The following is a 22,773-nucleotide window of genomic DNA, read 5'->3' as shown; positions in this document are numbered from 1 at the left end:
AATGTGAAAAAAAAACTATATTTGCAGCCTTGTATACGGCAAAAAGAACTTGTGTACGACAGAATTTAACTGAAAATTAAATTAAAAAAGTAATCATCATAAATTAAAAGTAAAATGCAAAACAAAGGATTTGTAAAGGTTTTTGCGGTATTACTCACGCTGGTATGCGTGTTCTACCTCTCCTTCTCCTTCGTAACACGCCATTATACCAACAAGGCGAAAGAAATTGCGAACGGCGACCCGAAAGTGGAACAAGACTACCTCGACTCTCTCTCTAACGAGAAAGTAATGCTGTGGAACTGGACACTGAAACAATGTCGTGAGATGGAGATTAGTTTAGGTTTGGACCTGAAGGGTGGTATGAACGTTATCCTTGAAGTTTCCGTACCTGATGTTATCAAAGCATTGGCAGACAACAAGCCTGACGAAGCTTTCAACAACGCATTGGCGACAGCTGCAAAACAGGCTGTCAACAGTCAGGATGATGTTATCACCCTGTTCATCAGAGAATACCACAAAATTGCTCCGGACGCAAAACTTTCCGAACTTTTCGCAACACAACAGTTGAAAGATAAAGTTAACCAGAAATCATCAGATGCAGAAGTTGAAAAAGTGCTGAGAGCAGAAGTAAAGGCTGCTGTTGAAAACTCATTCAACGTTCTTCGTACCCGTATCGACCGTTTCGGTGTTGTTCAGCCGAACATCCAGAGCCTGGAAGACAAAATGGGACGTATCATGGTGGAACTTCCGGGTATCAAAGAGCCGGAACGTGTGAGAAAACTTCTCCAAGGTTCTGCCAATCTGGAGTTCTGGGAAACTTATACAGCTAGAGAAGTTCTTCCTGCCATGCAATCTGCAGACGCCAAATTGCGTGTTATTTTAGCTGAAGGAACAACAGCTGATACAGATACTATTGAAGCAGTCCTTACCGAAGCCACTCCGGTTGAGAAAAAAACTGTAAGTGCTGCCGACAGCCTTGCAGCTGCCCTGAAAGGTGACGTAACTGCTGAAGATAAGTCTGCCGCAAATATGGAAGAAATCAAAAAGCAATATCCTTTGCTGTCCATACTTCAGTTGAATTCTAGCGGACAAGGTCCCGTTATTGGTTATGCCAACTACAAAGATACTGCTGACATCAACAAATATCTGGCTATGCCGGAAATCAAAGCTGATCTTCCAAAAGACCTTCGTCTGAAATGGGGTGTTTCTCCTTCTGAATTTGACAAGAAAGGACAGACTTTCGAATTATACGCTATCAAGTCTACCGAACGTAACGGCAAAGCTCCGTTGGAAGGTGACGTAGTAACAGATGCGAAAGATGAATTCGACCAATACAGCAAACCGGCTGTAAGCATGACAATGAACTCTGACGGTGCACGCCGCTGGGCTCAGTTGACTAAGCAGAACATTGGCCGTTCCATTGCTATCGTTCTTGATAACTATGTATATTCTGCACCAAACGTAAACTCTGAAATTACAGGTGGACGTTCACAGATTACAGGTCATTTCACTCCTGAACAAGCAAAAGACTTAGCTAACGTATTGAAATCAGGTAAGATGCCGGCTCCGGCTCACATCGTACAGGAAGATATCGTTGGTCCGTCACTGGGTCAAGAATCAATCAATGCGGGTATTTTCTCATTCGTTGTAGCCCTGATTCTGTTGATGATTTACATGTGCTCTATGTACGGCTTCATCCCAGGTATGGTTGCTAACTGCGCGTTAATCCTCAACTTCTTCTTCACGCTAGGTATTCTTTCATCCTTCCAAGCTGCGCTGACAATGTCCGGTATAGCCGGTATGGTATTGTCACTTGGTATGGCTGTGGATGCGAACGTACTTATCTATGAACGTACAAAAGAAGAGCTTCGTGCAGGTAAGGGTGTGAAGAAAGCACTTGCCGACGGTTATTCAAATGCATTCTCGGCTATCTTCGACTCTAACTTAACATCTATCATCACAGGTATCATCCTGTTTAACTTTGGTACCGGTCCAATTCGTGGTTTTGCTACGACATTGATCATCGGTATCTTGGTATCCTTCTTTACTGCAGTGTTCATTACTCGTATTGTTTATGAACACTTCATGAACAAAGACAAGTGGTTGAACCTGACATTCACAACCAAGATTTCAAAGAATCTGATGACCAATACACATTTCGATTTTATGGGTACAAACAAAAAGTCCCTTATTATCGTCAGTGCAATCATCGTTGTTTGTATCGGTTCATTTGCCATCCGTGGTTTGAGTCAGAGTATCGACTTCACTGGTGGACGTAACTTTAAGGTACAATTTGAGAATCCTGTAGAACCGGAACAAGTTCGTGAATTGATCTCTAGCAAATTTGGCGACGCCAACGTAAGCGTTATTGCTATCGGTACAGACAAAAAGACCGTACGTATCAGTACAAACTACCGTATCGAAGATGAAGGCAACAATGTAGACTCTGAAATCGAATCATATCTATATGAAACCTTGAAGCCGGTATTGACTCAGAATATCACATTGGAAACTTTCATCGACCGTGACAATCACACAGGTGGTAGTATCGTAAGCTCACAGAAAGTAGGTCCGAGTATCGCAGATGACATCAAGACAGGCGCTATCTACTCTGTAGTATTGGCACTGCTCGCCATCGGTTTGTATATCTTGCTCCGTTTCCGCAACATTGCTTACAGTATCGGTTCTATCGTAGCTTTGAGTTGCGACACCATTATGATTATCGGTGCCTATTCACTGTTCTGGGGTATCCTGCCATTCTCTCTGGAAATCGACCAGACATTTATTGGTGCTATCCTGACAGCTATCGGTTACTCTATTAATGATAAGGTGGTAATCTTCGACCGTGTACGTGAGTTCTTCGGTTTATATCCGAAACGTGACAAACGAGTATTGTTCAACGACTCTCTGAACACAACGCTGGCTCGTACCATCAATACATCATTAAGTACATTGATCGTATTGCTGTGTATCTTCATCCTTGGTGGTGATTCAATCCGCAGCTTTGCATTCGCAATGATCCTGGGTGTTGTTATCGGTACATTATCTTCATTGTTTATTGCATCTCCAATTGCATACAACATGATGAAGAACAAAAAAGTCGTAGTACCAGCTACGGAAGAATAATAAACTCCACAAATAGAAAAGCCTCTTCCGAACATTCGGTAGAGGCTTTTTCTATTGATTATTAAAACAAATAGAAGCTATAAGACGTTCATCTTAAAAGAAGCTATTGTTACACTTAAAACTTGATACAATATGAAAGCAAAACAATACCACTCTCATAGATTCTTCTGTAGTAGCCCCGAGGGGAATCGAACCCCTATCTAAAGTTTAGGAAACTTCTATTCTATCCGTTGAACTACAAGGCCGCTTCAAATTTGCTTGCAAAGATAACGGTTTCTGTCGATTTAACAAGAATAAAAATGCAGGTTCCTTTCAGATATTTCAAATAATTGGCGTCAATAGGACAATAAAGTAGGATTTATTTTGATAATTCGATTAACTTTCCGACCTTTGCGCTCACAAATTGAAAGTAAAATCAGTTTTTAAATTAAATATAGTAATTAAAGTTATGGCAGACGAAATGATGGTTAAAGAATTGGAGGAAGTAGTAGTACGTTTCTCCGGCGACTCCGGCGATGGTATGCAGCTGGCCGGCAACATCTTCTCGAACGTGTCGGCTACAGTGGGAAATGACATCTGTACATTCCCTGACTATCCGGCAGACATCCGCGCCCCGCAAGGTTCGCTAACCGGTGTTTCCGGTTTCCAGGTCCACATCGGCGCCGGACAAGTTTACACTCCCGGAGACCGTTGCCACGTATTGGTGGCTATGAATCCTTCCGCACTGAAAACACAAATCAAATTCTGTAAACCGCAAGGACTTATCATTACCGACTCCGACTCATTCGAAGCCAGAGATTTGGAAAAGGCACAATTCAAGACTGACAATCCTTTTGAGGAATTAGGCGTAAAACAGGAAGTACTTGAAGTTCCCATCTCTTCCATGTGTAAAGAGAGCCTGAAAGATTCCGGACTAGACAATAAATCAGCACTCCGTTGTAAGAACATGTTCGCACTCGGATTGGTTTGCTGGTTGTTCAACCGCAACCTTGCCGCTGCTGAAAAAATGTTGCGTGAGAAATTCGCCAAGAAGCCCGAAATTGCAGAAGCTAATATTAAGGTATTAAACGATGGTTTCAACTATGGTGCCAACACACATGCTTCTGTCTCTACTTATAAGATTGAAAGTAAAGCTCCGAAATCAAAAGGACTTTATACAGATATCAACGGAAATAAAGCAACTGCTTATGGCTTGATTGCTGCTGCCGAGAAAGCAGGTCTGGAACTCTACTTGGGTTCTTATCCTATCACTCCGGCCACTGATATTCTGCACGAATTAGCTAAACATAAATCACTGGGAGTAAAAACCGTACAGTGCGAAGATGAAATCGCGGGTTGTGCTTCTGCCGTTGGTGCCGCTTTTGCCGGTGCTTTGGCTGTAACGACTACTTCCGGGCCCGGTGTTTGTTTGAAGAGTGAGGCCATGAACCTTGCTGTAATTGGCGAACTTCCATTAGTGATTGTAAATGTGCAACGTGGCGGTCCGTCAACAGGTTTGCCTACTAAATCAGAACAGACAGACTTATTGCAAGCTCTTTACGGACGTAATGGTGAAAGCCCGATGCCGGTGATTGCCGCAACTTCACCAACGAACTGTTTTGATGCCGCATACATGGCATGTAAGATTGCTCTGGAACACATGACTCCGGTTGTATTACTGACGGATGCTTTCGTAGCCAACGGCTCGGCAGCTTGGAAACTTCCTAACTTAAATGAATATCCTGCCATCAATCCTCCATACGTGACTCCGGACATGGCTGGTAACTGGACTCCATACCAACGCAATGAAGAAACCGGTGCACGTTACTGGGCAATTCCGGGAACTGAAGGATTCATGCACCGCATCGGTGGTCTTGAAAAGAGCAATGAAACAGGTGCGATCTCTACCGAACCCGAAAACCACAATAAGATGGTTCATCTGCGTCAGGCCAAAGTGGATAAAATTGCAGACTATATCCCCGAACTCGAAGTGTTGGGTGACGAAGATGCAGACTTATTGATTGTTGGCTGGGGCGGCACTTACGGACATCTTCGTCTGGCTATGGACTATATGCGCGAACATGGAAAGAAAGTGGCTTTCGCTCACTTCCAGTACATCAACCCGCTGCCGAAGAACACAGCCGATGTATTGCATAAATACAAGAAAATCGTGGTAGCTGAACAGAATCTGGGACAATTCGCAGGTTATTTGCGCATGAAAGTGCCCGGATTGAACATCAGCCAGTTCAACCAAGTGAAAGGACAGCCTTTCGTTACGAGAGAATTGATAGATGCATTCACTAAATTATTGGAGGAATAAAAGATGAGCGATAAAGTATATACCGTACAAGATTATAAATCAGGTCAGCCACGCTGGTGTCCGGGATGCGGTGACCACGCTTTCCTGAATTCACTGCACAAAGCCATGGCCGAATTGGGAACAGCTCCGCACGATATTGCCGTAATATCGGGTATCGGTTGTTCTTCCCGTCTGCCTTATTATGTAAATACATACGGTTTCCACACCATCCACGGACGTGCAGCCGCTGTTGCAACAGGAGCCAAAGTAGCTAATCCTAATTTGACTATCTGGCAGATTTCCGGTGACGGTGACGGTTTGGCAATTGGTGGTAACCACTTCATCCATGCATTACGCCGTAACGTCGACCTGAATATGATTCTTCTGAACAACCGTATCTACGGTTTGACAAAGGGACAATATTCACCGACTTCAGAACGCGGACTTGTCACCAAATCATCTCCTTACGGAACAGTGGAAGACCCGTTCCATCCGGCAGAGCTGGCTTTTGGCGCCCGCGGACGTTTCTTTGCACGCTGCATTGCAGTAGATGGTGCCGCTTCTGTAGAAGTGTTGAAAGCAGCAGCCAATCACAAAGGTGCTTCTGTTGTAGAAGTTCTACAAAACTGCGTGATCTTCAACGACGGAACTCACGCCAGCGTTGCCACCAAAGAAGGACGTGCCAAGAATGCTATCTATCTGGAACATGGCAAACCTATGTTATTTGGTGAAAACAAGGAGTTCGGATTGATGCAGGAAGGCTTCGGGCTGAAGGCAGTGAAACTGGGTGAGAACGGTATCACAGAAAAGGATATCCTTATCCACGACGCACACTGCCAAGATAATACGCTTCAACTGAAACTGGCTTTGATGGAAGGTCCCGACTTCCCGATTGCACTCGGTGTAATCCGTGATGTAGACGCTCCGACTTACAACGATGCTGTCGTTGAACAAATCGAAGAAATCAAAGGCAAGAAGAAATATCACAATTTCCAGGAGCTGTTGATGACTAATGAGACTTGGGAAGTGAAGTAATTCACTGCTCATCAATAATATAAAAGCTGGAGGAAGGATAAAACAATCCCTTTCTCCAGCTTTCATTATAAATACACCTCAAGTTTACTTAAAGGTCATCTTCAGTCATCCCACAGCATACTGGGCGTCACCCCACAAGCCGTGATTTGTTTCATGCCATGAAACCATTTGTTTCTCACCGAGAAACGAAATGTTTCAAGCAGGGAAACAAAGTGTTTCACGCCGAGAAACAAACAGTTCCAAACAGGGTTGGAACTAAACGGCTGCAATGAAATCAAAAGCGCTCCATTATCTCCATACACATACGCCCGTTATGGTAAGGACATTTCCAAAATCCGGCTTTATCATCCTCACGGTTGACAGTCCCATCAGCCGAAAGGCTCCAGTACCATTCACCGAAGCAAGCCGAGCCATGTACTTGAGTTACTCAAGCCTCCTACATCATTTCACTGAGTTTGAAGTATGATTAAAACATTTCATTAAATCTATAAAAGTTTGAAGTATAATTAAAACTTTTAGGCGTATGAACTTCCCTCGAATCCTTAAAAAAAGAAAAGGTTATATTGACCGAATAAAACCTTTTATGCAAAAATCTGTAATCAAGGTGTTAACAGGGCAACGCCGTGTAGGCAAAAGTTTCCTCCTTTACCAGCTTATTGAAGAAATTTTAGCAGAAGAACCGGATGCGAATATTATCTATGTCAATCTTGAAGATTTTACATTCAGTTCTCAACAAACAGCAGAAGATTTACACCCGTACATCATTTCTCATAGCAAAGAAAAAGTTAAGAATTATATCTTTATCGATGAAATACAAGATATTCCCGGGTTTGAAAAAGTCATCCGTTCGCTCCTACTCAATGAAGATAATGATATATACATTACAGGTAGTAACGCCAAGATGCTTTCAGGAGAACTCGCCACCTATTTAAGTGGCAGATATATCGAATTCAAAATATATAGTCTCTCCTATTCTGAGTTTCTTGAATTCCACGGATTAACTGAAAGTGAAACGAGTTACGAATTATATAGCCGTTATGGCGGACTTCCCTATTTATTAAATCTCCCTCTCGAAGATGAAACGGTCAATGAATATTTGAAGAGTGTATAGTCCACGATTGTATTTCGTGATGTTGTCAGTAGATACAAGTTACGCAATACTTTGTTCCTTGAGAAACTGATTCAATTTTTATCCGAAAACATAGGCAATCTCTTTTCGGCAAAGAATATCAGTGATTATTTAAAATCACAACATACCACCATATCAGTTAACCAAATACAAAGCTATACGGAATATTTAAACAATGCTTTCCTGATCCACCGGGTAGAGCGGTATGATTTGATTGGAAAACGTGTATTTGAGATAGGAGAGAAATATTATTTCGAAAATATGGGGATCCGGAACATTGTCATCGGATATCGCATTACAGACAAAGCTAAAATATTGGAAAATCTAGTGTATAACCACCTTTTATACAAAGGTTACGATATTAAGGTTGGTTATTACGGAGATAAGGAAATTGACCTTATCGGAGAAAAGAATGGAGAAAAACTATATATACAGGTCGCTTTAAAAATAGATAGCGACAAGACAGCAGAAAGAGAATTTGGAAACCTGCTAAAGATACAGGACAACTATCCCAAAATAGTGGTAACAGAAGATACATTCAGCGGAAACAGCTACGAGGGCATACGTCATTGTCCCATACGCCAGTTCTTAATGGAGTAAACCATACGATATACGAAAAATAAATGCAGTACACCATTAGGTTACCACGAGCAATCAAATCGCCTTTGGTGTGCTGCATTTACATTTGAGTCAAGTCATCTATAATACCATGGGGTTTGCTGCAAGACAGGCGGCAATGTCCATTGTTAGTTAGTAATAGACAGCTCGGTTACCTTATACGGATGCTTTACTGCTGCATGGGCAGCTTTCTGGGCAACAGCTTTCCTCGCCTCATCCAACCCTTCCGGGGCATAAGGATTCCCGACTACATTGTGTTTGAAGATGCGTTCGAACCAGGTACAGGCAGCGGTATAACGTCCAATCTTCACATCCAGATGATAGCCGTCCCGATTCAGGTGGTCGCCGATGAAAGAGGTGCGCGCATTTTGTATGGCAGTGCCCGAAGGGATGACAATCTTTATCTTATTCGCCTTAGCCGCTTTCTTCACTGCATCGGCAATAGCCTGATACATGGTCAGTTGATTGCAGTTGTAGTTTTTAAATCCACTATGCTTGGAAGTAGACGCATACGCCCAGGTTTGGTGCAGCATCAGCTTTGTTTTTTTTGGAAGGCGTACTTTTACATATTCTATGAGCTCGGGAAGAGAGGCTTCATACGTCTCATACATTCCCGAAAAAGGACTTGCCTGTTGCAGGCTGACGTAATCCCAGTCTTCATCTGCCAGCACCGCTTCCAAAGACATCTTGCCCTTTTCCCGTTTCTTTCCATCCGTACCGATTTTCCGGTAGGCATAGGCAGGAGCATTGTCACGGGCATTTTTCACATGACGTTCCAGGGAACAGCCGCCGATAAACATATTGCCGATGATGGTTGAAATGCCTTCGGCTTCTGCAAGTTCATGCAGATATTGCTCCACGGCATCCTGCGAGAAGCTGTTGCCGATGGCAAGTATCCTGACCGTTTTTTGCTGTGCATACGTTCCTCCGGCAAGAAGGAGCAGTATGCACATACAAATCACTACATTTCTATATTGCTTCATTATATTCAAATATAACTAAACTTATCGGTTATTTCTCTTTTTCATGTAATAATCTCTCATCAGATACCACGCTTTCTTACGCATACCCTGGTCGGATATGAGTCCTTTGCGGTTCCAGCCATCCTGATTGGTGGGGTGGAAACGGAATGGGGAACGGAAGTCGAACAGAATCCAGGGAGAAACGCCACGCAGGTTCGGGATATTGTCGAACATACGGATATTGTCTCTGTACAAGCGTGCCTGGTATTCTTCACTCCAAGAGCTGACTACGTTCTCATCACCAGACTGACCGTACAATGCTTCGCCGCCAAATTCCGAGATAATCAACGGTTTGTCCGTCACGACTTCCCATATAGCGTCTTTCGGTTCCACAGGCCACGGATGATACCAGCCCATATATTTATTGATAGCTACGACGTCCAGTTGGGAAGTAAAAGAATCTTCCATTACAAAACGCTGTTTTTCGCTATTGAAGTGCACAAGGTCGAAAGCGGCAACATACAGGCGGGTAGTGTCCAGCTGCTTTCCCGTTTCGAGCAAGGAAGTAAGGAATTCATTCCGTTCTTTGGAAGGCTGTGTTTCATTGGCAACACCCCAATAACCTACCGCGCAACGGTTTTGATCGCGCTTAATCATTTCAGAAAGCATCCTCTGCGCTTTCTTACGGGTATCATCGTCTGTAAAGTCAATGCCTTGCCAAATGGGAATCTCCTGCCAGAGAAGGAAGCCCATCTTTTCCGCCAGGCGTACCGTGTACTCATTCTGCGGATAATGAGCCAGGCGAATCATGTTCACGCCAAGCGCTTTCGCTTCATTCAGCAACATGGCTGCATCGGCTTCCGAGAAAGCACGCCCCATACGTTGCGGGATTTCTTCGTGGAAAGAGATACAGCACATAAATGTCGGCTTCCCGTTCAGGTAAATGTCAGTTCCTTTCACGGTGATATTGCGGAAGCCTATTTGCTCTTCCACACGGTCGATACTTGAAGAGACGGTCACGCCATAGAGTTTCGGTTCTTCAGGCGACCAGCGTTGCAGCTTCTTCGCATTCAACACGGTTTCCGCCTTTCCTTCTGCATCGGTGGTGAGCTCCGCGTTGATTTTGAGTTCGGGGATGGCAACTGTTACTTTCTCACCTGCTTTTTTATCAGAAAGACGCACACGGGCAATTATCCGGTCGGGAGCATTTTTATCCAGTTGGATAAAATAATCTTCTATAAATGTCCGGGGAGTTTTCACCAGCAGCACATCTCTTGTGATGCCGCCATAGTTCCACCAGTCGAATGCCATAGCGGGAATGGCGTCTTTGGTACGGCGGTTGTTCACTTCTACCGCCAGGAAGTTGTCACCGTCTTTCAACAGGTCTGTCACTTCCACTTGGAAAGGAGTAAAACCGCCTTCGTGCTCTGCTATCTCTTTTCCGTTCAGGTAGACTTTGCAACGATAGCTGACAGCACCGAAATAAAGAAACTGGCGTTTGTCTGCCAAGCGTTTGGCATCAAAGTGACGGGCATACCATACAGTGCCTTCGTAATACTTCAATTCGGGCGATTGAGAGTTCCAGTCACCCGGAACATTAAGACGCAACCCGCCTTCAAACGCGTATTCGTAGAAATCAATATTTCCTTCCGGTTGCCGGTTCTCATAGATTTTCATCCGTTGCCCCTGGTCGTACAGGTCGATGATAGCATTCCATTTACCATTCAGCGAATGGATGTTGCGACCATATACATTCGTTATCAGCTCCTGTGCCGCAACGCTTCCGGCAAAAACGATTAGCAACAATAGACATAGACTTAATTTCTCACCTGTTTTCATTTAAGTATGTTGTTATAATTAGTGTATATAATAAGTTCAGGCACGGATTATACGGATCTCACGGTTTTTAGAATAGAATAGGTAAAACAACAGTGTTAATCCGTGTAATCCGTGCTATTTCGATTTATTTTTCAGGAAATTCATTACCCAGTTCCAGGCTGCGCTCCACTGTTCGGCATAGGCATAATGAGCGGTCGTCTCAGCTACAAACAGCTCTTTCGGAGCATTAATCACGTTGTAAGCGGAGTAAGTGGTGGTAGGCGGACAGACCATATCATTATAACCAAAAGTATAGAATCCCGGAACTTTGACCTGCCGGGCAAAGTTCACCACATCAAAATACTGAACGGTTTTCATCTTTTCCGGCGTCCGGTTCTTCGCATCCTTAAACAAATGCGGCCAACCGCCTGCACGACCGTGGGCATAACCCGCCATATCACACAAGGCTGGATAGAAAGAAACCAATCCCTTGACACGGTCATCCAGTCCGGCAATCACAATGGAAAGCGCACCGCCCTGGCTTCCTCCGAAGGTTGCCAGGTTACCGTTAAATTCGGGAAGTGTGTAAATGAAATCAATGGCTCTCACACAGCCTGTATAAACCCGTTTGTAATAGTACTTGTCCCGATTGTCCATATTGAACGAGTGGTAATTCTTCAAAGCACCGTTATAAAGCCGATGATACACATCTCCCGTCAGGTTGACCGGAATGCCGTGGATACCGATTTCCAGAATGATAAAACCTTTTCCGGCACGTTCGGCTTCTCCGTTATAGGCACGGATACCTGCCCCCGGCACTTTCAGAATCGCCGGATATTTCCCGGAAGCCTTCGGAACACAAAGGATGCCGTACATACGGGACGCATAGTCATTGTTCGCGAAGGAAACATGATATACGTTCACCTTATCTGTGCACCTTTCCGGCAGTAAAGTCATTATCGGTTCCAGTGCCCACTTTTCTGCGGCTTCTTTGGTGCTTTTCCAAAATTCCAGAAAGTCGGCGGGCAACGGAGTGGTCGGTTGCAATTTCTCAGGAGAGAAGCCGACGGTAGCCACGCCTTCATACTCACGCCCTTGGCAAGTGACGAAAGCGCGGCAACGCAGGAACCCTTCTTTTTTCATAGTCCCTGCGTTAATTTCAAGCTTTTCATTCTTCAAAGGCTGTTTGCCTGTCTGATGAGGTTTCATCATGTCTTCCGAAATCTCATAGCGCACTTCCAGATTATCCTGCGGGATATTGCATTTCAATACCGCCACTTTGAATTTCACTTTTTCTCCCGGTTTATACAGCCAATTGGTGTGGTCGGGAGTGACCTGCACTTGAACCAGTCTTTCCTGTGGCTGCCCCCATGCAACTATCTGCATGGAGACAAATGCTATCAGGAGAAGAAGAAAACGTACACTTTTTATCATAGTTCCCTATTTTATTTCATTTGTCATTGCTATATTAATATTCCATTTATCAGCTATTAATACCCATTGTCTCAACTATTAATACCTATCCGCCCAACTATTAATACCTGACAACTCAACTATTAACATCCAACAGCAGAGATATTAATGCTCCTCTCCACACATCATAACACTCTGCGAATCAGAAGTTAACACATCATTCGTGATTAGCGTAAAATACAGATAGCCGCCTTTTTATGGTTTTACTTCGTATTGATAGAGTGTGAAAGAGTTCTTGTCATTTAGCTCGAAACTTACTCTACCCTGTGCGCCGACTTTTGCGGCAAACTTTTTGCCACTTCCCATTACAGGGGTAAAAGTAACTTTCTTACCCTCAGGAAGCCAAGTGTCAATAGTCCCCCTGGCTTGCTCATTATCTTCGCGGTAAACTACAAGATAGCCTTGCGTGCCGGAAACGGTCGATTGGAATCCTGTCCACGAGCGTCCCGAAGGTTCTTCACCAATAGGCAGTATGACGCCTTGATGAAACCGGAGTTGCAAAGGTTGGTATTTCTTGAGCAGAGATGCCGTAATATAAGCCTCTTCGGGCAGGTTCGAAGCCTCCATCCAAGCCAACGGCTGTGCCGCCAAGGTGATGGCAAAGAGGTAATCGAAACTGTAACGGGCGGGGGCAAAAGGATCGGCAGCGTCATACTTGTCGGCATTGCGCCATTTATTAAGGAACTCTATCTGCATCTTCTCCGCCGGTACATAGCGAGACAGCATCCAGAGGTTGCGCAAGGTGCGATAAGGGTAATAGTTGCCCCAATCGGTATAGCGGTTTTCCAGAAAGATGTTGCCGTACTCGTTCATATAGTGATACCCGCCGCGACGACCGGCAGTGGCATCGAGGTTGAAAATCACTTCATAGTTGGTTTGCTCCAACACGGTATCAAACAGTCGGCGTAGATTCTGTTCGGCTGTCTTGGTAGGTATCTGCAGGCCGTCTATCTTAAAACAGCAGATGCCGTACTTCTTATAAAGTCCGATAATGGCTTGCGCATCTTTTTGCCAATCGGCAAAATCATTCTGTATGCTGGGATTGAACCATAATCCGATGCGAATACCCAATTTCTTGCCTTTCTCTACAATAGGTTTCAGCCCATGAGGGAACTTTGTGGGGTTGGGCGTCCAGTAATCGCCACTTTTCCAGATATCCTTAAAACTACCTCCGGCAGTCTTCGAGTTAGGGCTTTTTCCGCTCTGCCAGCCATCGTCCAGTTGAAAGAGGGTAATGCCCATGCGTGCGGCACGGTCTAGTTCTGCCAGACAGAAAGCCTCATCTATTTTGGCATCCTGGCTACGGTCGCCCCAGGTATTGAGCATAATCATCTCATCCTGTACGGCGGTATGATGGCGCAATTGTTTCTGATAGAGGCGCAAGGCAGTAAGCGCTTCTTGCTCGCCGCCGGTATAGATGCCGGTAACGCATCCATAAACGCGGGTCCAGCTATCCGGCTTTACATCATGAGACGCAATGCCCAGCCCCACTACCATAAAATCGCTAAAGTCCGCCACGAAGTCAGAACCCGGATAATGTAATTGGGTACTGCTGCTAGGAGCCTCTTTCAAAAAAAAGAAGCCTTGACGCGTAACTACGTCATGAGCAAAAAGCAAATTACCACGATACGTATTGCGACGGTAAGGAAGCCAGGTACGCCCGGCCACCAGATTGTCGTTCCAATCGGTGTAGTCGAAAAACTCTATTGTGCGGGCACTCCAATGATTGCCGGATAGTTGCAACCTGTCGAGCGTGGGAGTTTTCACCCCCGTAGCCATATCGGCCGTGTGCTCTATATTTTTGCGGTCAGCGTTAGAACGGTTATCCTCCTTATTCTGATAAAGTTCCACTTGCCCTTTCAGATAGGTGTCGCAAGCAATAGCGGGACAGTCTGCATAAATGCGATAGCGACGCTCTATATTCAGCGAACCGATAGTGCAAGCCACGGTAGCCTGCAGATAACTGGCGTGGATGCCGTTCGTCGGTATCTCGTTCACGGTAAGTGTAGCATCCGTAGGGATACCTTTCACAATCGAGAAATCGGGTTGTTTGCCCTGTACCGGAATGTTTTTTCCGTGTTGCTTGTCAGTAAGGCTGATGGTAACAGGCGCACCGTTATTCCACAGCATGGCGCGTTCCATATAGTTATTGCCTATACGTAGCGTGTCACCTTTCAGAAAAGCGTAATACTGTTGTCCTCCCCAAAGCGGCAAGGTACATATTGCCGATAGAAATATCGTGATAATATTTTTTTTGCTCATAGTTTGTCTACGGTTTGATGTAAGCTCCCGGAACTTCCAACAATTTGTTGGGTTCGTTGAAGCGTTGGTTATCGGGCACATCGCGTTTGCCCAGACCCGCTTGCATAAGTTGCTTCAGTTCCGGCAGGTGATGATGATAGATGTCGCGCGGCTCTACACGATGTTTGTGGCAGAGTCCGGCTGCCATACCTACTACTTCACCCATCATGCCGGTAGTACGCATCACACGTACCGTACCCAAAGCTACATGGGTGCAGCTCATATTGCGGCCTGCCATAAAGAGGTTGTCCACATTGCGCGAATAGAGACAGCGATAGGGAACGGCATAAGGATGAATCCAACGATGCACCGTAGCCGACTTGAATTCATTGCCGGGAAAGCGGACACTGTTCACGCTGTCGGGGAAGTGAAGGTCGATGCTCCAAGTGGTGGTAAACGAAGCATCCTCGTGCGCCACATTCTTGTCTATATCGTCCTGTGACAGTACGTAGTCGCCCAAGAGACGGCGTGATTCACGTTTGCCTGAAACATACGCCACCCAGTCGAGGGAACGGTTGGCATACTTCTTATGGTCTTTATAGTGATTTTTCAGATAGCTCCAGTTGGAATATATCACCAAAAGTCCATAGTCGCGTACACGTTCAGCTTCGCTGACTTGATTGCGGTTCATACCTGTTTCCCATTTCCACTCGCCCATGGTTACAGGCTCACAGTTTTCAGCGTCAAAGCGCACGCCATATTCAAAATGAGGGAATGAGGTTTTCTTCTTCATATCCTTACTATACCATTGTATAGAAGCCCCCATCACCAATGAGTCGGGTTGCTCGGGAGCAAGGCTCTCGCCATATTCATCGCGACCTTCACGCCCCATAGCCCAATCGGCACCGGCTAAATAGCCTATGGTAGCATCACCTGTGCAGTCGCTAAAGAGAGGAGCAGTAAGTTCAGTTTGTTCGCCCGTCTCGATGTGCTGGATAGTGACTGACACAATGCGGTCTCCTTGCATCTTCACGGCTACCGCACGCTGAGAGGCATAAAGGGTAATGTTCTTTTCGGCATCTATAAAGTCTTCCTTCTTCCGGTCTTCATAGTAGTCGCCCGGTTGGGCATTGCCGGAACGCTCATGGCCAAACTCACGTATCATACGACCCAATCCCTGATTAGGCCCCATTTCGATGATACCACCGAGATGTACACGAATCTCCGACGAGTTATTGCCGCCCAATACAGGACGGTCGTTCACTAGTGCTACCTTACAACCTAATCGGGCGGCCGATACGGCAGCACACATTCCGGCTATTCCCCCTCCTACTACCACAAAGTCGTATTGATGAGCGGGCACCGTCTGTTGTTGTCGCAGGCGGGTACGAAGTGCCGCTGTCTCTGCCGTATCCCAGGTAGCGGGTTGCGTGTTCGCATCGGTCGTAAAGTAAATGGCATCGCAACGACCGTCGAAACCGGTGAGGTCTTTCAGCGCAAGGGTGGTAGTCCCTGCTTTCAATACTGTCTTTCCGGCAAATTGCCATTGCCAGGAATTACCTGTATGTCCTAATGTAGCTTTCAGCAATTTGCCGCCTAAAGCCAGGCGGAATTTTCCGGGACCTTCGGCATCGGTCCAAGGTGAAGTCCAGTTGTAAGTACGGGCATATACGTAGTAAGTGCCCGCCTGGGGAATGTTGATTTCTGCCGTAGCATCCGCCACAGGGATGCCCATACCATGTGCCATGAGATAGGGCGAACCCATTTGATCCATGAACTGCTGGTCGAGCACCCAGCCGCCTCGCTGGCTGAAACTTTCAGCTTCGATGAGCAGTTCTTCGGCTACAGCCACAAGGCTACAAGCTACGGCTATGCATGTCAATAAGAATTTTTTCATCACAGTACAGCGTTTTTATGATTATTGTCTACTATCTTCACAGAGGGAACAGATTATCTCGCCATTTTATAAATTTCATTGCCTGCCATCAAAAAAGCACCAACTCCATAAACTTCCGTCATGTCACGAGTCACTTTCTTCGGGTCGGCACCGATTTGCTGCACATAACCCAGTTTCCCATTCGGTTCCACAGCCGAGACTAATGCATTCCAGCCTTTTATCATTACAGGAAGATAAATTTCCTTATCCAATAAACCTTCGTTTATTCCATAAGCAATGGAATAGACAATGAAAGTAGTGCAACTCGTTTCCGGTGATGGATAAGAGGCAGGATCCAAAAGACTGGCATGCCAGAAACCGTCCGGATGCTGTAATCCGGCAACACGGGTAGCCAGTTTTGCAAATAATTCCTCATAGAATTTGCGGTTCTTATCTTTCTTGGGCAGTTCCTTTAATATTTCAACCAGACCACCAAGCACCCAACCGTTGCCACGTCCCCAAAAGACTTTCTTACCATTGGCTTCGCGCTTATCAAAATAACGCCAGTCACGGTAGAACAAGTTTTCTTCTTTATCGAACAGGTAATCATAAGTCGCTTTATACTCACGATTCATAAATTTGATATATTTTTTCTCTCCGGTCAGCATATACAGTTTGGCATATACAGGGGGAGCCATAAAGAGAGCATCACACCAAGTCCAACGTTCCAAGGTCTTTAAGTCTCCCTCCACCAGCTTGAAACTACCTTCGGATGGATGATTGACAATCCATTCCGTACGGGCGAGCGTAGGGATAATCATTGCTTCGTCTTTGTACTTGCGGTATAAATCCAAAAAGGACTGTGATACAGCGATGTCATCAGCATGGTAAAACCGTTTGTCCGGCTGCCAGCAATTCCGTCGGCCTATACGGGTAAGCCACTTATAATATGTATCATCATTGTCTTCTTTTTCAGCCAATTCCGCCCAATCCACCATGCCGACATAAAGAGCACCTTGCGGCCAGTTCAAGTCGTCATGTTCAGGAGCGGGGTGTGGATTGGCAATCTGCCAATCCGCCACCTTTCGCATGATAGACTTTATTTCTGCTTTTTGAAAAGGAATCTCTGTTGCCATTATAAAAACGGAACATAACAGAGACGCTCCCAATAAAAGTGTTTTTTTCATTCTATATTTATTTGTTTATCATTCGGTCATTACAGTTCAACTGTAGCCTTTAAAGGCAATTGACTGGAAGCAGGCCCGACTAAGATCTCAAAGTCTCCTTTTTCCACTACAAAGCGGTGTTGATTCATATCGTAAAAAGAGAACGCATCCTCATCCAGCACAACAGAAACCCGCTTCTTCTCCCCTTTCTTCAAGAATACCTTTTCATATCCTTTCAGTTCTTTCAACGGACGGGGAACAGAAGACTGTACATCATGCACATACACCTGTGCCACTTCCGAAGCATCCATCTTACCTGTATTCTCTATATCAAAGCTAACGGTAACCTGATGCTCACCCGTTTTCTCCGCAGCCATATTACTATAAACGAAAGTAGTATAGGACAAACCGTAGCCAAACGGATAGAAAGGTTCTTTTCCCGAACGGTCGTATCCACGATAACCGACAAAGACACCTTCGGAATAGTCTACACGCTTAATCTCCGCCTTTAAGTTCTCGTAATAACTGCCGTGCACCGGATTATCTTCCCATTTCCGCTCGATAGAAATCGGTAGCTTTCCACTTGGAGAAATCTTACCGGTCAGGATTTCAGCTATCGCCTGGCCGCCTTCCTGTCCCGGATACCAGGCCATAAGAATCGCTTTTGCGGCATCATACCAGTTGGTGAAATCCACACCGCCACCGGCGTTCAGCACAACCACAACATTGGGATGCATGGACGCAATCTTCTTGATAAACAATTCCTGATAGCGGAGCAAGGCAAACGGACGGTCAAAGCCTTCGCCTTCGGTATTACTATTGAAACCTGTGCAGAACACAACATTATCCACCTTTGCCAATCCTTGACGAAGTTTCGCCTCATTAAGGCTATAAGCATTAAAACGAATGATGGCCGAAGAAATATTATCAAAGAATTCAATCCGGAAACGATATTCCTTACCACCCTCAACCGGCAGTTCAACTTCACGGCTAGAGTAGGAATGATTTCCCCAATCTCCCGTAATATGCTTGTCATTCACAAACAGACGATAACCGTCATCACCACCGATATGAAGTTTCAACTGACCGTCAGTTTGTGGCATGTAGCAGGCTGTCCAACGGACAGAGAATCCATCTGTCGGAAAGCCGTCCAAAGGTGCTCCATATCCCCAGTCATAATCAACAGAGGATTCCGTGCGTATTACTTCAGGCTGGCCCGAAAGAGTCTTGTTTTTAAAGTATTCAGCTTTGAAGCCTTTCATCTGACGATTAGCATCAGTATAAAACTCATGGACAATATCTTCATAAATCACATCATCCGTCAATAGTAACAGATTCTTTTTCTTCAATTCCTTCAAGCCTTGAGCCACTGAGACGGTAGAAAAAGGAGTGACAAACCCACTACCGCCACCGGTAGGAATCAAATTTGCATTAGGCCCCATCACGGCTGTCTTTCCTTTCAGCGGGAGCAAGTTTCCTTCATTCTTCAACAGGACTACACCCTCGCGCGCCAGTTCTAAAGCTGTCTGGCGGGAGAAAGGATTATCCTCTGCGATGTTGCTGTCTTTCTGTTCCTTATCCAGCATACCATAAGCAATCAGAGTTTGCAGGATGTGTTGTACTTTCAGGTTGATGGTTTCTTCTGTCACTGTGCCAGTCTTGATAGCAGGCAACAGATTCTCCAAATTCATAAAACGTCCTTTCGGCATTTCGAGGTCAAGTCCGGCGTTAGCAGCGCCTACGGCGGAATATACGGAAGTCCAGTCAGACATCAGAATACCTTTGAAGCCCCAAAGATTGCGCAAGACATCAATATTCAGCCATTTATGTTCGGTGGCATGGACACCGTTCAACAGATTGTAGCTGTTCATTACGGCGCCGACATTGGCTTCCTGTACAGCTTTCCGGAAAGCCGGGAAATAGATTTCCTGCAAAGTACGTTCGTCTATGTCAGAGCTGGCATGGTGGCGGCTCCATTCCTGGTTGTTGGCAGCAAAGTGTTTGATTGTAGCAATGACTCCTTCCGATTGTACTCCCAGGATATATTGTTTCGCCGTTTCACCTGTCAAGTAAGGGTCTTCACCGAAGTATTCAAAGTTACGGCCGCACAACGGAGCACGATAGATATTCACGCCCGGACCCAACAGGATATTAACTCCTCTTGCCTTGGCGTCCTGTCCCAAGCCTTGCCCTAACTTATAAAGTAATTCCCGGTTCCAAGTAGAAGCGGAAAGTATTCCGGAAGGATATAAAGTGCTCTTGGGAGCATGATTACGAATTCCCTGCGGCCCGTCAGCCAACTTGATTTCAGGTATTCCCAAACGGGGAATGGCACGCAGAGAAAAACTGGTATATCCGGAGATATACTCTATTTTCTCTTGCAAAGTCATTTTTGATACAATGTCCTTCGCACGTTGTTCGGCTTGGGGAGTGATTGTTTGTGCACAGGTTAATATGCTCCATGCAAGCATACATAAACCTATGCCTCCTATTTTCTTTTTCATGGTGATTCTGTGTTAATATAATATGTGTAAAAAACCAACTTAGCTATCAGCTCTTCACACACTTTTGTTCTTTACATTTTTAGTCTATCAGTTCTATTTTAACGGTCTGTCCTTGTACCAGAATATGATATTCGCCGGCTTCAAGGAAGCGTTTACCATCCTCATTGACAAAACCGAAATCACGTTCCAGGTCGATGTCGAAACGGAAAGTCTTCGTTTCGCCGGCTTTGATAAGTTGTTTCTCAAAGTGTTTCAGTTCTTTCACCGGACGGGTGATAGAGCAATAAGGATCGGAGATAAACCAATGAACAGTCTCTGCTCCATCGCGGGCACCGGTGTTGGTGACGGTCACTTCTGCCGACAGTTTATCGCCACGCTTCACCTTAGTAGCAGAAGGGGTAACAGTGCCATACTTAAATTCGGTATAACTTAATCCATGCCCGAACGGATATAACGGATCGCTTGTTATATCTTTATAAAATCCCTGATGTCCGCGTCCGCTCTTGCGGCGATTATAATAAATAGGAATTTGTCCTGTGGAATAAGGGAACGTCATGGCTAGTTTACCGGAAGGGTTGATACGTCCGGATAAAATTCCTGCCATTGAACGTGCACCATTTATTCCCGGTTGCCATATCTCCAATATAGCATCACAAAGAGGTTCCATGCGATTTAACTCCAAGGGACGTCCATTAGAAAGTACCAATATAACAGGTTTACCAGCCTCCTTTAGCTCTTTCACCAATTCTTCCTGAATCTGTGGCAAAGCAATCGTAGAACGGGAGGCATTCTCACCACTCCAGGTAAGCATCTCGCCCAAACAAACAATGACTACATCAGACCAACGAGCAACGTCCAATGCGCCAGCAAAACCTGAACGGTCATTGCCCTGCGGTTTGCATCCCATTGCATAACGTAATTCGGCATCTCCTCCAAACTCGGCAGTCAACCCATCATAGAGCATTTCCACATCCGTATCTTTTCCATGTCCGCACCAGGAACCCAATAAGTCCCAACCATTTTTTGCCATTGGACCTACTACGGCAATCTTTTTTTTGTTTGTAAGTGGTAATATCTGATTGTCATTTTTCAACAGCACCATTGATTCTGCTGCCAGTTGAGCGGCCACAGCCATACTTTGCGGACGGAAAAAACGATCCTTCTCATTAGTAACCGGAGTATAAGGACGTTCGAACAAACCCAGACGGAATTTTACACGCAATACTCGACGGACTGATTCGTCAACTTGTGCCATTGTTACCTTACCTTCCTCTACAAGCTCTTTCAGATGACGATCGTAGGCATGAGACATCATATCCATTTCAAGCCCCGCATTAAAAGCATACTGAGCAGCATCTTTCTTTGTAGCGGCTAATCCCTGATTCTTTAACTGTTCCACAGCCCCCCAGTCAGACACAATGAACCCGTCATGTTTCCAGCGTTTCTTTAATATCTCGGTCATGATATAAGGATTAGCTGACCCGGGTACTCCACTGATGTCATTGAAAGAACTCATCAAAGTGGCCGCACCAGCTTTCACTCCCATCTCATAGGGCAGCAGATAAGTATCCCAAAGAGTTTGAGCTGAAATTTCGGTATAAACATAATCTCGCCCAGCCTCCGAAGCACCATAACCTACATAGTGTTTCAGACAAGCAGCCATACGGTTCTCTGCTGACATATCATCTCCCTGATACCCACGCACCGAAGCAGCGGCAAACACTCCATTTGTATAAGGATCTTCACCATATCCTTCGGCTACACGTCCCCATCGAGGATCACGTGCCACGTCGATCATGGGAGAAAAAGTCCAATCAACCCCAGACATGCGGGCTTCTTGTGCAGATACCGCACATGCCTGTTCTACCAATCCCGGATTCCATGAACATGCCTGCCCCAACGAAATAGGATATATGGTGCGAAATCCATGAATAGCATCGTAGCCAAAAATGATGGGAATACCCAAACGAGATTCTTCCATCGCTTTTTTCTGCATACTATTACGCAACTCTGGATTTATATCAAAGTAAATCAAAGAACCAATCTCTGACGGTACTTTTTTCACTTCTTCGCCAACATTATTCACATTGTTATTTCGTCCCAATGTATATTGGTTTAGCTGCAAAATCTTTTCCTCCAATGTCATACGCGATATTAAATCATCAATACGTTTTTCAATTGGAGCTTTGGCATCCTTATACAAAGGAATACTCTTTTTATCTTTTGACGAAAGAGAATGTGTGACTCCCAATAGGCACAATCCCAAAATCAAAACTTTTTTTCTCATCAATGTTTTCGTCAGTTAATTATTATTTCTAGTTTTCAGATGTATATCAAGCAATACGTAAGCAAATAATTATTCCAGCCATTCCATACACTTATCATTTACCTAAGTACCAGTTACTTACAATCAGTTCATTGGAGATATATGCCCAACACGTTGGATCTATAGATCCAATATGCAGCATATATAGATCCAATACGTAGCATATATATGGCTAACATCTTGGAGATATATCCCCAACGAACCGGAGAACTATGACCTGC

12 protein-coding genes, 1 tRNA gene and 2 pseudogenes are annotated in these 22,773 nt (G+C 45.0%); 4 read left to right on the top strand and 11 right to left on the bottom strand.

Annotated features, from left to right (window positions below; genetic code table 11):
• Window positions 1-114 precede the first annotated feature (114 nt).
• Window positions 115-3,126 carry a protein translocase subunit SecDF gene (secDF, locus tag KTR06_RS02645; protein WP_004317186.1) on the top strand — a complete coding sequence of 1,004 codons (3,012 nt, stop codon included), beginning with the start codon at window positions 115-117 and terminating at the stop codon, window positions 3,124-3,126.
• A 173-nt stretch (window positions 3,127-3,299) separates the two neighbouring features.
• Here secDF and KTR06_RS02640 read toward each other — a convergent pair.
• Window positions 3,300-3,371 (bottom strand) — tRNA-Arg (locus tag KTR06_RS02640).
• 203 nt (window positions 3,372-3,574) lie between these two features.
• Here KTR06_RS02640 and KTR06_RS02635 point away from each other — a divergent pair.
• On the top strand, window positions 3,575-5,425 hold the full coding sequence (locus KTR06_RS02635; protein WP_217289940.1) for a 2-oxoacid:acceptor oxidoreductase subunit alpha: 1,851 nt from the start codon (window positions 3,575-3,577) through the stop codon (window positions 5,423-5,425).
• 3 nt (window positions 5,426-5,428) lie between these two features.
• The gene (locus tag KTR06_RS02630; RefSeq protein ID WP_049701328.1) at window positions 5,429-6,439 is read left to right on the top strand and encodes a 2-oxoacid:ferredoxin oxidoreductase subunit beta; all 1,011 of its coding nucleotides are present in this window, start codon (window positions 5,429-5,431) and stop codon (window positions 6,437-6,439) included.
• A 101-nt stretch (window positions 6,440-6,540) separates the two neighbouring features.
• On the opposite strand, the gene KTR06_RS02625 is transcribed toward KTR06_RS02630, so the two are convergent.
• Together KTR06_RS02625 and KTR06_RS02620 are read right to left on the bottom strand one after the other, a co-directional pair.
• Complete coding sequence (locus KTR06_RS02625; protein ID WP_004296490.1) at window positions 6,541-6,741, bottom strand: hypothetical protein; 201 nt, start codon at window positions 6,739-6,741, stop codon at window positions 6,541-6,543.
• Window positions 6,714-6,836: pseudogene (locus tag KTR06_RS02620) on the bottom strand (N-acyl-D-glucosamine 2-epimerase); the annotation flags it as partial. The pseudogene KTR06_RS02620 and the gene KTR06_RS02625, both read right to left, overlap by 28 nt.
• Window positions 6,837-6,962: 126 nt before the next feature.
• Between KTR06_RS02620 and KTR06_RS02615 the strand changes: the two are divergent.
• Window positions 6,963-8,168 (top strand): annotated as a pseudogene (locus tag KTR06_RS02615) (ATP-binding protein).
• A 146-nt stretch (window positions 8,169-8,314) separates the two neighbouring features.
• On the opposite strand, the gene KTR06_RS02610 reads toward KTR06_RS02615, so the two are convergent.
• From KTR06_RS02610 to KTR06_RS02575, 8 genes are all read right to left on the bottom strand, one after another.
• A complete protein-coding gene (locus KTR06_RS02610; protein WP_032842011.1) occupies window positions 8,315-9,169 on the bottom strand; it encodes a DUF4886 domain-containing protein in 855 nt (284 codons plus the stop codon).
• Between the two features lie 21 nt (window positions 9,170-9,190).
• Entirely contained in the window at window positions 9,191-10,987 is a 1,797-nt protein-coding gene (locus KTR06_RS02605) for a glycoside hydrolase family 2 protein (protein ID WP_008642463.1), read from the bottom strand.
• A 114-nt stretch (window positions 10,988-11,101) separates the two neighbouring features.
• Entirely contained in the window at window positions 11,102-12,400 is a 1,299-nt protein-coding gene (locus tag KTR06_RS02600) for an acetylxylan esterase (RefSeq protein ID WP_217289939.1), read from the bottom strand.
• A gap of 234 nt (window positions 12,401-12,634) precedes the next feature.
• Complete coding sequence (locus KTR06_RS02595; RefSeq protein WP_217289938.1) at window positions 12,635-14,701, bottom strand: alpha-galactosidase; 2,067 nt, start codon at window positions 14,699-14,701, stop codon at window positions 12,635-12,637.
• A 7-nt stretch (window positions 14,702-14,708) separates the two neighbouring features.
• On the bottom strand, window positions 14,709-16,577 hold the full coding sequence (locus KTR06_RS02590) for an FAD-dependent oxidoreductase (RefSeq protein WP_217289937.1): 1,869 nt from the start codon (window positions 16,575-16,577) through the stop codon (window positions 14,709-14,711).
• Window positions 16,578-16,630: 53 nt separating this feature from the next.
• A complete protein-coding gene (locus KTR06_RS02585; RefSeq protein WP_004317169.1) occupies window positions 16,631-17,743 on the bottom strand; it encodes a glycoside hydrolase family 105 protein in 1,113 nt (370 codons plus the stop codon).
• Between the two features lie 29 nt (window positions 17,744-17,772).
• On the bottom strand, window positions 17,773-20,226 hold the full coding sequence (locus KTR06_RS02580) for a glycoside hydrolase family 3 protein (protein ID WP_008642455.1): 2,454 nt from the start codon (window positions 20,224-20,226) through the stop codon (window positions 17,773-17,775).
• A gap of 79 nt (window positions 20,227-20,305) precedes the next feature.
• Entirely contained in the window at window positions 20,306-22,513 is a 2,208-nt protein-coding gene (locus tag KTR06_RS02575; protein WP_008642452.1) for a glycoside hydrolase family 3 N-terminal domain-containing protein, read from the bottom strand.
• Between the last annotated feature and the right edge of the window lie 260 nt (window positions 22,514-22,773).

It is taken from the genome of Bacteroides sp. MSK.20.12 (genome assembly GCF_019052435.1).
In the GTDB taxonomy this organism is placed as follows: Bacteria; Bacteroidota; Bacteroidia; order Bacteroidales; family Bacteroidaceae; genus Bacteroides; species Bacteroides xylanisolvens.
The sequence above is the reverse complement of the archived record's forward strand: the minus strand, read 5'-3'. Positions and strand labels throughout refer to the sequence as shown.